Below are 11,719 nucleotides of genomic sequence, written 5' to 3'. Positions count from 1 at the left end.
CCTGGCATATCCGCCTGCCGATTACCGCTGAGCAGCCAGGCAAGAAACTCACCCAGGTGCTTGGCCGAGGTATCAATCCGCTGCACGCCAGTTGAGTGGCACGAGGTGCAATGCCACCTCTGCTTGCCCGATTTCGACAGTCCGTACCGGATCAGCTTCCTGCCACAGGAATCGCATTTCGAGATGTTCACTCACCGAATCTGCCAGTACCAACTTTGACGCCCACTCTCCCGCACCACAAAGCCGAAAAGTCGACGTTTCACCAACACATTTTGTCCACCCTCAAAGTTGGCCCCCAACAACTTTGAACCAGACTTTCTCGCACCGCAAAGCCGAAAGGTCGGGCTCAGACCAACTCTTTTTGTCCTTTAACCCGAAAAGTCACCACAAAACCAACACGTTTTGTCCTTTAACCCGCAAGTAAGCCAACAGCACAAACTCGAAGGGGCCGGCCCTGAGGCCGACCCCTTCGAGTATCCCATCAACACAGTGCAAGTCTTCCGATGCGCTCCCTTTCTCGGCTCACCCTTGGTGGGTGTCGCCCTTGGCTTGATGACTATTAATGTACGGACTCCACCTGTGGGAACCATTGAACGAAGCTGGCAATTTCCTGAGAATTTTTCACCGCTCCGGTCCGGCTCGCGCCTTCGCACGCACAATCGTTGATATTCCAGCGATTCTGATGCTCTGACTGGCAACGACGAGGCAATCGCTGTCGCGCACCTCGCAAGACTCGATCTCTACTCCGTTCTCCGCAGCGACGGAGGAGGCCGCCACGCATGGCCGTCCTCCCACGTCCTCCCAGGGCGCCGTTGCCGATTCTTCGGCCCCCGCTAAGGCCGCCAGGTCGGCGACGGCCTGCAGGCGCGCCCGCTCGCGGTGCGCGGCACCCACCCCGCCGAGTACCACCGCGAGCGCGAGCGCGAGGACGATCAGGGCCACGGAGTTGATGGTGCCCGATCCTTCCTCTCCGGTGAGCGCACGGAGATCGCCCGCGCGCTCGGGATCGGTATCGGGGGCGGCCGCCACCCCTTGTTCGTGAATCACGGCAGTGCCCCCTCGTCGATAGTGGTCACCGAGCATCGAGCCACGCCCCCAACCCAACCGGCGGCGCCGCGGTAGGGGGCCGTGCCGGTGACGCTCACCCACCCGCCGGAGCGCGCAACCGCGTAGGAGCCGGGGGCGTACGCGGCCGAGGCCGCCGCCTGCGGATCCCCCTGCCCGATCGAGGCGGCCCTCGCCCCCTCGCGCACCGCCTGGCACAGGGATGCCCCCGTCATCCCGGCCTGGGCGACCGCGACAATGACGCCGATGACGGCCGTGACGGCGAGGAATCCGATGGCGTGTTCGACGGTGACGTACCCGTGGTCGCAGCTCTTCATCGGGTGTTCAGCGCCTCCTGGATGATGGACTCCAGGGCGGCGCGCACGGTGTCCGATTTGAGGATCACGATGAGGAGTCCCGCAAATCCCGCGGCCGCGATGGTCCCGATTGCGTACTCCACGGTGGTGGCCCCCTCTTCCGGGTCAGCGGGGTCTGTGGGAGCGTCCCCGCCCCGCCCCACCGTCATGTGATGGGCCGCGTCCTGCAGGGCGCTCAACGCGCGGAGCTGAGCGCGCGTGGCCGCGGATTCGATTCTGTCGATAATCATCATTGATCTGTCCTTTCGTCTGCGCGCCTATCGACGCGTGCGGCCAGTGTGCGCGCCACACCTGCCCCGATTCCACGCGGATTCGGACCTCTGTGGATAACTCAGGCACGCCGAAGACCCCTGTGGATAACTCGTGCACACCGACGAGCCCTGTGGATAACGCCTACATGTCGAGGCCACCGGTGAGGGTGGCGAGCAGGGGCGCAATCCCGAGCGCGAGGAATGCGGGGAGGAAGCAGACGCCGAGCGGCCCGACGAGTCGGACGCTGAGTTCTTCGGCGCGTGTTTTGGCGTCGGCCAGGCGGGCCCGGCGTTCCCACGAGGCGCTGCGAGCGAGCATCGTCTCAGGCGCGTTTCCGCTAGTCCAGGACGATTCGAGGGCATCGCGCAGGGGAATGCTCCACTTGGGGGTCTCCTCCCACGCGTCCGCCCAGCTCACCCCGAGCCGCAGGGCCTGGGCCGTCCACGCGAGAGATTCTCGCGCGCAGGCAGCGGCCAGGGCGTCGAGGACGCGCGGGATCGCGGCCCCACAGGCCAGGCCGGCGGCGACGAGGTCGCAGGCCAGGGCGGGGTCAGTGTCCTCGTCGACAGATCGGGCCCTCGCGAGGATCCGGCGGCACAAGGCGATGCCGACCACCCAGGCGGCCGCGCCAAGCAGCGCACAGATTCTCCCGACGGTCACTCCCGTGTAGAACTGCCAGGGCGAGGCACCCAGGGCGAGCGCGCTCACGATTCCGACGAGGGGAAGCGCGGCGAGGACTCGCGCGGACATGAGGGGACCGGCGGAGGCGACGCGGCGCGCTTCCGCGACGGCCTGGGCGTCATCGATACTGTCCCCGATGGCGTCGAGGATGTCGGCCATGGGCGCGCCGAGGCCGTGGCTGAATCGGCAGGCCAGGGCGACGGAGGCGGCGGTGCGACGAGCGGCCGCGTCTGGGGCCCGGGCGTGCAAGGAGAGCTCCCACCGCGGCGGCTCTCGCGCCCATTCGTCGAGGATGGGCGGGTAGGACGCGCTTTCAGGCACGATTCCGCCCGCGCCGATGCGCGCGAGGGAGTCCGACCAGGCTCGCCGCGTCGGCGCTCCCGCGCGCAGCCGCGTCGCCACCTCGGCGACCAGGAGGGAGAGCTCGCGCGCCTGAGGCACGCCGCAGGCGCGCCCTCGATGCCTCCCGCTTTCTCCCCTGCCTAGGCGTCTGCGCAGGCGGCGCATCCACGCGCGTTCGGCAGATTGACGAGAACCGGCAGGGCGCATCCACGCGCGCACAACGCGACGCTCGTGCACGCCACGTACGACGGCCGCGAGCGCACGAGACACCAGCATGAGCGCGCACAGCACGAGCACGCACGCAAGCGCGCGATCGGCCGAGCGCTCCACGACGTCGCGACCGCCACCGAGAACGGCCATCCAACCGGCACCCCACCTCATAGTCCGACCTTTCGAGCCAGGGACGACCAGGCCTCGTGAGTGGTCACCTGTCCGGAGGCTGTGGCGCTGAGCGCGACCGCGCACTCGAGCGGGCCGCGAGCGCGCGTCAGCACCCCGACCTCGGATACCCAGCGGTGCCCGCAGGGGGATCGTCGCATGTGGAGGACGGCGTCGAGGGCGCTGGCGGCCTGGGCGGCGACGGCTTCCTCGCCCATGCCGGCGAGCGCTCCGAGGGCAGCCAGACGCGCGGGCACCTCTCGCGTCCCGTTCGCGTGGATGGTCGCCCAGCCGCCGTCGTGTCCCGTGTTGAGGGCGGTCAGGACGTCGCGCACTTCGGGGCCTCGGCACTCTCCCAGGACGAGGCGGTCGGGGCGCATGCGCATAGCCGCGCGCACGAGGTCGGACAGGGTGACGGCACCTCGCCCCTCGACGTTTGGCTTGCGTTCGAGGAGGTGGACGCAGTGCGGGTGGGCGGGGGCGACCTCGGCGACCTCCTCGATGCACACGATGCGCTCGCTGGAGGGGACGAGGGAGAGGGCGGCGCTCAGGAGGGTCGTTTTGCCACTGCCGGTGGCGCCGGAGACGAGGACGTTGGCGCGCGAGGCGACGAGCGCTCGCAGGAGCGGGCCGAGGGCGCCCGGCAGGGTGCCGCGCGCGATGAGGTCCCCGACGCCCAGCCGACGCGTGCCGAGCACGCGCAGGGAGATGAGCGTTCCCGACCCGGAGACGGGTGGCAGGACCGCGTGCAGGCGGACGCCCCCGGGCAGGGTGCCGTCGGCGATGGGGCTGGCGTCGTCGAGGCGCGCCCCGCACGCGCTCGCCAGCCGTATCGCGGCGTGGCGGGCGTCGGCCTCATCGTGGATGCCGACGTCGACGCGCGCGAGTCCGCCTCCCCGATCGACCCACGCGCGGGAACCGTTGATGAGCACGTCGGTGATGCCCGGGTCGTCGATGAGGCGAGCGAGGGGCGGGTCCATCCCGCGCTGCCGGGCGTACAGGGTCTCGAGGGCGTCGGCGGCCTCGCGTGCGCCGCAGCCGGGTCGAGACGTGTCGGCGATCGCCCCGGCGGGCGGCGTGCCGCGGGCGAGGAGTCGCAGGGCGCTACGCACGGGCCACCTCCAGGCGCACAGTCTCGTCGCGGGCGAGGGAACGCCCGCGCAGGGGCGTCGGCTCGAGGGAGGCGAGGGCCCGGCGGAGAGCACGCAGATCCCGGCCCGGTCGCGTCGGCGCGCGCAGGATCGGGCGCGGCGCACACGCGGACAGCCCGGGGCTACGCCTACCGCGACCAGCCGACACAAGCGTGATCGCGGGGCACGGCGGAGGATGACAGGCGAGGCTCGCGGCCATCGCCGCGGCACCCTCCAGGTCCCGGCGCGTCACGAGGACGAGAGCGTTCGCGTGAACGGCGGACGCGCAGCGCGCAGCCCGGTCATCCCAGCGTCCCGCGTCCACGATGAGGGGAGCGTGCAGGGACCGGCAGGCGGCGGCGACGCGCGGGTCGTCCGCGCTGGCACCGCCGCGCGCGTCCCCGACGAGGGCCCGCACCCCGCCCAGGGTGGGCAGGTGATCGCGCAGCGACGGCAGGTAGCAGTCTTCCCCCGGGTCGAGGTCCGCCCACCGCACGCCGGGGACATCGCACTCGGGGGCGCGAGCAAACCCGGGCACAGACCCGGAGGCGTCAACGACGACCACGCCTCGCGCCCGCCCGCGTTCACGATGCTTTGCCCTGCGCCGCCAGCATTCGCGCAAACCGCGGCGCCGCGCATACTCGCGGGCCAGCAGTCGCACGACGCTCGTCGTGCCCACCCCGCCGCAGATCCCGGCGACCACCCACACCGCGCCGGGCGTCGCCCACCGGTGGCAGGCCTCGGCGATGAGGGAGACGAGGAGGGCCGTGTCCCCGGGCAGACTCACCTGCCCCTCTCCCCCGACGCGCACGCAGGGCACGCCGACGGGCACGGGCGCGCCCGGCGAGGCGAGGACCAGCAGCGCGCGGGCCGGGTTCGAGCACACCCGCGCCCCGGCGAGTTCCACCGCGTCGCGGGCGCACTCCAGGTCGGGCGGGGCGAGGCCGACGAGGGCGACGGGCCCCCGATTCGCGACATCGCGCGTCTCATCATGGGTTTCCATGCAGCTACGCTGCGCCTGAGGGAACCCTCCCGTCCACCCACGCGCGTGCCCCTGTGGACAACGCAGACCCGAAATGCCACCCTGTGCATAGAAGGGGCCCGACGGAGGACCCTGTGGATTGAGCCAACGCTGGAGTAGACGCATGGTACGCGCGGCCTTTTTCGACCTGGATAAGACGATTCTCGACACGTCCTCGAACGTGGCGCTCTCGGGACCGTTCATCGAGGCCGGGCTCATGAACCGTCGCACCGCGATCACCTCCGTCCTCGTGCAGCTGCCCTACCTGCTCACGGGGGCCGACGAGTCGCGCATGGAGCAGATGGCGCAGGCGCTGGGGCGCATGGGACGCGGCTGGAACGCCGCATTCCTCGAGGCCACGGTCGAGGACGCGCTTGAACGCACGATCCAGCCCGTCTGCTACGCGCAGGCTCTCGCGCGCATCGAGCAGCACAAGCGCGCGGGCGACGTCGTCGTCATCGCGTCGGCCTCGGTCGAGCAGGTGGTGCGCCCGATCGCCCACATGCTGGGGGCGGATGAGGTCCTCGCCTCGCGGGCGGCCGTCGACGAGGACGGGTGTTTCACGGGCGAGATCACGCACTTTAACCAGGCGCAGGGCAAGGCGGACGCCTGCGAGGCCCTGGCTCGCGCGCGCGGATGGGACCTGTCGGAGTGCTCGGCGTACTCGGATTCGGTGTCGGACGCGCCGCTCCTGCGCCTCGTCGGCCACCCCTACGCGGTCAACCCGGACCGGGGCCTGCGCGACATGGCGCAGCGCGAGGGCTGGCCCACGCTCACCTTCACGTCCACGGTGCGCGTGTTGCCGCGCGAGGTCCCAACCCCCGCGAAGGTCGCGCTTCCCTTCATTGCTGGCGTCGCCGTGGGTGCGGCGGCCTGCGCGCTCCTGCGCCGCTGACACGGCGCGCAGATCGGACGGATCGCGCGGATCGAGCAGATTTAGGAGAGCCGGCCCGCCTGCACGTGGCGGGCGACGTCGCGCCCCACCCGCGCCCCGTAGACGATCCCCGCGCAGTAGTGGGTGATCCACCTGGCCAGGCCGGCCTCATCGGCGCTCACCCACCCGGCGAGCTCACGCCCCGCGCGCGCGGGATCCAGCGCGTCGTAGGCGCTCGGCACGCACACGCCGGTCGGGTCGACGCCGCGCGTGACGAGGATCCACCGCGCCAGGCCGCTTCCCACGACAGACGAGGCCGGGGCGAAGACGCGCCGGAAACGGAAGTGGGCGGTGAGCGCGGCGGCGACGGCGAGGGCGGGGGCATCGCTGCGCGCATAGGCGAGGGCGGGTGCGAGCAGAGCAGGATCGGTGGGCAGGGCGACGGCGTTCGCCTGGGCGAGGCCGGAGGCCACGAGACCGGAACAGGCATCCCGATGCAGCCCCGCAATCAGCGCCGGAAGGGGTGTCGGGGCGACGCACGCACCGCCCTGGGAACGCGTGTTCAGGGCGGGGAAACGTGAAGCGAGGTTCCACTGCGAGCGCCAAATCCCCAGGGCGAGGGCAGCCCCCGGATCGGATGCAGGCCCGCCCTCGTCTCCCATGGACGCGGCGCGCACGTCGTCGACGCTCGTGCGGGCGCCCTCGATGATGGACAGGGCGGCAGCCTCGCGGACTGCGGCCTCGGCGCGGGCCTCCTCCCAGCCTCGGCGCAGTCCCTCACTGAAACGCAGATCAGCGAGCGCGGCGTGCGCCTCGTTCATGGCCGAGGCGACGTCGGGACGGGCGGCAGCCGCCCGCAGCACGGCGGGCGCGGGGTCAACGAGGGCTTCGATACTCACCCCTCTACACTAGGGGCATGACGCTTTTGCAGCATCGAAACTTCTCCGCGCGCCTGCGCTCGGGGCTGTTCGCATTCGTTTTCGCGCCGGTCGCCCTGGTGTTCCTGGGGTCGTCGATGGTCGACGTGCAGGCGCTGGCCGCCGTCGGTCAGCCGCTCGCCTCGGTGGAGGGCCTCATCGGCATGGCGCTCGCGTCGCTGCTGCTCGCCCTCATCGCGCTCAACTGCGAGGAGTCGAGCGCGGGCATGGTCGTCACTTTCGTGTGGTCGCTCGTCGTGGGGGCCGCGCAGTTCCTGGGCGTGGCGCGCCTGCCGCTGCTCATGAAGTCGTCGGTGGGCCGCGAAGACATGCTCGCCGGCGTCCTGTGGTGCATGTACCCGGTGTGCCTCTCCCTCATACTCGGCGCGTGTGCGCTGACGATCAAGTCTGTGCGGGTGCGCGCGGGCAAGGACACGCGTATGCCTCTCGCGCGCGTGCACCGTCACGCGTTCGGCACGACGGTCGCGCTCCCGGCCGCGATCGCCGCGGGCGTGCTGATGGTGGGGGCGGCGCCCTCGGATTCGACGAACGTCGCGGCGATGGGCCTGGAGGGAATCCTCGAGGGCCACACCCTCGCTCCGCTGTTCGCCCTCGGTTCGGGCCTGGCCTTCGCCGTTTTGGCGGTGAACGCCCGCTGGTCGATCACGGGCACGCAGATCGCGACGTGGGCGATTCTCGTACTGCCGAGCTACGTGGTCTTGCCGGTGTGGGCGTCGCTGACGGGCAACGTGATCGTTCCCGGTTCGTCGATCATCACGAAGTTTTCGCTCGCCGCTCCTCCCCTGGCGGCCCTGGGGATGGCGACGGGCTGCGCGTCGATGGGGGTTCTGTGGGCGCGGATGCGCGCGTTGAAGAACCTCGATGCGTCGCAGGCCGCATCGACGAATGAGGGGCCTGCCGAGGCCTAATGCGCGCAAGCGGTCTAACGGACCGTAATATGTGGGCAGGTATAAGGAGGAAGCATGTCCGAGAACGAGTTTGACGTCCAGCGCGACCGCGCCGAGGAGGACCGCGAGAACGTGGTGCTTACCGGCGAGGAGATCGAGCTGCCGGGCGAAGATTCCGACGCGTCGGCGATCATCGGCGAGTCCAGTGAGCCCATCCACACGGGCGAGATCGAGTCGGTCGCAATCGGCGGCCTGACGGGACGCGTTCCGGCTGCTGCCCCGCTCAAGCCCACGATCGAGGACAAGATTTCCACGGGCGAGCTGCCCGTCGTGACCGCCCCCGAGGGCGACCTCCCGGTCGTGTCCACCACGGACGAGGCCGGCTCCGCCCCCGAGCAGGAGCAGGCCGAGCAGGAGCCCCCCGCCCAGGCTCCGGTCGCCGACCAGGGTGCCGATGAGTCTGCCGAGGCCGACGCGCCGTCCGCAGAGGCGACCGATGAGCCCGAGACTACCGACGAGGCCCCCGCTGAGGAGACCCCCGCTGAGGACGCGACCGAGGAGCAGGCTCCCGCAGAGGACACCGCCTCCGACGAGCCCACCCCCGCCTCGTCGAACGAGGAGGGCGAGCAGCCCAAGGCCTCCGCGGACCAGGCGGAAGAAGCCGAGAATCCCTTTGCTTCCCTCCTCTCCTCCGCAGACGAGGACGCCGCAGACGAGGCGACCGAGGACGTGACCGAGGATCCGGAGCCCGCGCTCGCCCCCGTGATGACGCCCGCGCAGGCTGCCGCAGCGCTAGGCCTGAACCTGGATGAGGCAGTCACGAAGGCCGAGGAGCCCGCTGATTCCGAGGAGTCTGCCAAGTCCGCGGAACCCACCGAGGCCGCCGACTCCAACGACGATTCCGGCGCCGATTCTGCGGATGGTTTCGCGCGCGAATCCACCGACGAGGCCAAGGACGCGGACCAGGCCGGGGAAACCACCTCGGCCGTCGGCGGTGCGGCGGCCGAGCACCCGCTCGCCTCGCGCCGATCGATGATCTTCGGTGACGACGAGGCGACGACCCCGTCGATCCCCGCACTCGCGCCCACTGAGCAGGCCGCCCCGGCCTCGTCGAACACAACCGACGAGCCTTCCGCCAAGCTCGACCAGCCCGCCGAGGCGCCCGCCCCCTTCACCGAGCCGACGGCGCAGCTGCCGACCCAGGAGGCTCGGGCCTCGTACTCCTTCGCGGACCAGGACGCCGCCGAGGAGGCGCGCCCGCGCCGCCGTTCCCTGCTGGGTGAAGGCAACGAGGACGCCGAGGCCGCGACCCTGGCCGCGATCGCGTCGACCGCCTCCCGCGGCGACAAGTCGGACTCCGGGCGACTGGACGACGAGCTCTTCTCCGCGGCTCCTCAGATCACGGAGATGCCCTCGCGGACGGGCGCGCACTGGCTCTCGTTCCTGCTGTTCCTCATTCTCACGCCGGTCGGCTGGTACCTGGCCGCCGACGCTGGCGCGCGCATGACGCTGGCTGACGCCGCGCCCATGTACACGGGTGTCGCCTCGATGCTGGCGCTCGGCGAGCTGCTGGGCTCGGTCATCATTGCTGCGATCCTGTTCGTGGTGGCGCGCCGCTCCTCGCTGGGCGCCTGGCTGATGGGCCTGGGCACCCTGATCGTTGGCCTGCCGTGGGTCATGGCCCCCGGTATCACGGCTACGTCGGCGCTGGCCGCACTAACCGCGCTGACAGGCACGGGTTCCCTGGGCGCAAACCTGACGCACCACCTGCAGGCCTCCGGCTACTCGGGCCGTTTCGTCCTGCTGGGCGTGGCGCTCCTGGGTCTGGCGTACGTGTCGCACGCGGCGCGCCGCACCGGCCGCGACGAGGAGGCCCTGCGTACCTCGATCGAGGCCACGAACCCGGCGGGCGCCTTCTACTCCAAGCGCGCACGCAAGAAGGCAGCAAAGGACGCGGCCCGCAAGTGAAGACTCTGATTCCCGCCAGCGCGATCGAGCTCGAGGGTCCCTGGACTCACCGGCACGTGAGCGCTGGCGGCGCCGCATTCCACGTCGCCGACATGGGCGAGGGCATGGACCACGCGCTCGTCCTTCTCCACGGTTTCCCCGAGCACTGGTGGGCATGGCGCGACGTTCTGCCCGCCCTCGCCGAGTCGACGTCGCGCGTGTTCGCCCTTGATTTACGAGGCTTTGGCACCTCCGACCTGACCCGCGGGGACTGCGACCTCACCCAGATGGCGAACGATGTCATCGCCGTCGTGCGCGCCCTCGGCATCGCGTCCTTCTCCGTGGCTGGCATGGGTATCGGGGGCACGGTCGCGTGGATGATCGGCGCGCTCGCACCCCTGGAGCTGCGGTCGGTGGCCGTCCTGTCGGCCCCTCATCCGCTCGGCGTTCAGCCCGTGATCGGACGCGTGCCGTGGGCAGGTGGACGCGTGCTCCAGGGGCGCCTCGCACTGCCGACAGGGCGCGAACGGGCCCTGCGTTCCGGCTCGCTCGTGACGACCGTCTACCGCGCGTGGGCCTCGCCGGGGAACGTGGATGGCCTCGTCTCCCAGTCAGGAACGTACCGGGCCGCGCTGCGTCGCCCCTTCGCTGCGCACACCGCGCTGCGGGGCCTCGGCGCCACGCGCAAGATCTCGCGCGAGGAGCGCCGCATCCTGGCCGAGCCGCTGCGCGTGCCCGTTCTCTCGCTGGTCGGGCGCGATGATGGCGCCTGGTCGACGCTGGATCACGCGGCCGACGCCCAGTTCGTGGATGCGCCGCTCACGCAGATCGTCATTCGCGAGGCCGGCCACTTCCTCCCCGAGGAGGCTCCCCAGGCGGTGGCTGATGCTCTGTCAGAACACGCTTTAGCACACGCTAAATAGCGCATTTTTCATTAGACAGCTCACACAAATCGCGAAATGAAACGTGTTTCACCTGATAGATAGGGCATAATGGTGTGATGCGCGGTACCTCCTCGTGAGCGGTATTACGTATGGGAACCACTGCGCAGTCCAAATCGGAACGCCCGAGCAATCGGGCACGAGCGGAAGGAGCTCCGCACAATGATCGGTGACGGAAACTTCATCAGCCAGGTGCCGCTGTTCGGTGGCCTTGATGATGCACAGCAGGTGTCCCTCCAGCAGAAGATGGGTCATACCACCCTGCGTCGCGGAGAGACTCTCTTCGACGAAGGCGATCTCGGCGATCGCCTCTACATCGTGACCGAGGGCAAGGTAAAGCTCGGCCACACCTCCAGCGACGGCCGCGAGTCCCTGCTCGCAGTCCTGGGCCCCGGAGAGATCATCGGTGAGCTCACGCTCTTCGATCCGGGCCCGCGCTCGACCACTGCGACCGCCGTTTCCCCGGCATCCCTCCTCTACCTCGAGCACGAGGATCTCATGCACGTGCTCGACACCAACCCCACGCTGGCCAAGCACATGCTGCGCGCCCTCGCGCAGCGCCTGCGCCGCACCAACGAGTCCCTCTCGGATCTCGTATTCTCCGACGTTCCCGGCCGCGTTGCCAAGGCCCTCCTGGACCTTGCGGACCGCTTCGGCACCGCGACCGATAAGGGCGTCCACGTCCCCCACGACCTCACGCAGGAAGAGCTCGCCCAGCTGGTCGGCGCCTCCCGCGAGACCGTCAACAAGTCTCTGGCCGACTTCGTGTCGCGCGGCTGGATCCGTCTGGAAGGTCGCGCTGTGACCCTCCTCGACGTTGATCGCCTGGCGCGTCGCGCTCGCTGACCTCATCACGGCTTGGGCCCGGCACCACTGGTGCCGGGCCCAAGCTCTTTGCCCTCAATAC

The 11,719-nt window shown here is 70.2% G+C and carries 13 protein-coding genes; 5 read left to right on the top strand and 8 right to left on the bottom strand.

Annotated features, from left to right (window positions below):
- The 7 genes from O3656_RS05400 to O3656_RS05370 form a co-directional block, all read right to left on the bottom strand.
- Positions 1–191, bottom strand: a 191-nt coding sequence (locus O3656_RS05400; RefSeq protein WP_500062968.1) for a transposase-like zinc-binding domain-containing protein, incomplete at its 3' end; no start/stop codon positions are given.
- 430 nt (positions 192–621) lie between these two features.
- Positions 622–1,047 carry an Rv3654c family TadE-like protein gene (locus O3656_RS05395; RefSeq protein WP_500062967.1) on the bottom strand — a complete coding sequence of 142 codons (426 nt, stop codon included), beginning with the start codon at positions 1,045–1,047 and terminating at the stop codon, positions 622–624.
- Positions 1,044–1,382 carry a TadE/TadG family type IV pilus assembly protein gene (locus O3656_RS05390; protein WP_500062966.1) on the bottom strand — a complete coding sequence of 113 codons (339 nt, stop codon included), beginning with the start codon at positions 1,380–1,382 and terminating at the stop codon, positions 1,044–1,046. Before O3656_RS05390 ends, O3656_RS05395 begins: the two co-directional genes overlap by 4 nt.
- Positions 1,379–1,654, bottom strand: coding sequence for a DUF4244 domain-containing protein (locus O3656_RS05385; protein WP_500062965.1), 276 nt, complete (start codon positions 1,652–1,654; stop codon positions 1,379–1,381). Before O3656_RS05385 ends, O3656_RS05390 begins: the two co-directional genes overlap by 4 nt.
- Before the next feature lie 160 nt (positions 1,655–1,814).
- Positions 1,815–3,077, bottom strand: coding sequence for a type II secretion system F family protein (locus tag O3656_RS05380; RefSeq protein WP_500062964.1), 1,263 nt, complete (start codon positions 3,075–3,077; stop codon positions 1,815–1,817).
- Positions 3,074–4,186: a TadA family conjugal transfer-associated ATPase gene (locus O3656_RS05375; RefSeq protein WP_500062963.1), complete on the bottom strand. Its 1,113-nt coding sequence runs from the start codon at positions 4,184–4,186 to the stop codon at positions 3,074–3,076. Before O3656_RS05375 ends, O3656_RS05380 begins: the two co-directional genes overlap by 4 nt.
- The gene (locus O3656_RS05370; RefSeq protein ID WP_500062962.1) at positions 4,179–5,207 is read right to left on the bottom strand and encodes a CpaE-like family protein; all 1,029 of its coding nucleotides are present in this window, start codon (positions 5,205–5,207) and stop codon (positions 4,179–4,181) included. The genes O3656_RS05375 and O3656_RS05370 overlap by 8 nt, the downstream gene beginning before the upstream one ends.
- Before the next feature lie 142 nt (positions 5,208–5,349).
- Here O3656_RS05370 and O3656_RS05365 point away from each other — a divergent pair, with 142 nt between their 5' ends.
- The gene (locus O3656_RS05365) at positions 5,350–6,120 is read left to right on the top strand and encodes an HAD family hydrolase (RefSeq protein WP_500062961.1); all 771 of its coding nucleotides are present in this window, start codon (positions 5,350–5,352) and stop codon (positions 6,118–6,120) included.
- Positions 6,121–6,161: 41 nt separating this feature from the next.
- Here O3656_RS05365 and O3656_RS05360 read toward each other — a convergent pair whose 3' ends face one another.
- The gene (locus O3656_RS05360) at positions 6,162–6,998 is read right to left on the bottom strand and encodes a hypothetical protein (RefSeq protein ID WP_500062960.1); all 837 of its coding nucleotides are present in this window, start codon (positions 6,996–6,998) and stop codon (positions 6,162–6,164) included.
- 17 nt (positions 6,999–7,015) lie between these two features.
- On the opposite strand from O3656_RS05360, the gene O3656_RS05355 reads away from it, so the two are divergent.
- From O3656_RS05355 to O3656_RS05340, 4 genes are all read left to right on the top strand, one after another.
- A complete protein-coding gene (locus O3656_RS05355) occupies positions 7,016–7,945 on the top strand; it encodes a hypothetical protein (protein WP_500062959.1) in 930 nt (309 codons plus the stop codon).
- A gap of 54 nt (positions 7,946–7,999) precedes the next feature.
- The gene (locus tag O3656_RS05350) at positions 8,000–9,892 is read left to right on the top strand and encodes a hypothetical protein (RefSeq protein ID WP_500062958.1); all 1,893 of its coding nucleotides are present in this window, start codon (positions 8,000–8,002) and stop codon (positions 9,890–9,892) included.
- A complete protein-coding gene (locus O3656_RS05345) occupies positions 9,889–10,794 on the top strand; it encodes an alpha/beta fold hydrolase (RefSeq protein WP_500062957.1) in 906 nt (301 codons plus the stop codon). Before O3656_RS05350 ends, O3656_RS05345 begins: the two co-directional genes overlap by 4 nt.
- Before the next feature lie 180 nt (positions 10,795–10,974).
- The gene (locus O3656_RS05340) at positions 10,975–11,658 is read left to right on the top strand and encodes a Crp/Fnr family transcriptional regulator (protein ID WP_003791132.1); all 684 of its coding nucleotides are present in this window, start codon (positions 10,975–10,977) and stop codon (positions 11,656–11,658) included.
- Positions 11,659–11,719 lie beyond the last annotated feature (61 nt).

Origin of the sequence: Pauljensenia sp. 27098_8_83 (genome assembly GCF_041432695.1) — a bacterium.
Taxonomy (GTDB): Bacteria; Actinomycetota; Actinomycetes; order Actinomycetales; family Actinomycetaceae; genus Pauljensenia.
The sequence above is the reverse complement of the archived record's forward strand: the minus strand, read 5'-3'. Positions and strand labels throughout refer to the sequence as shown.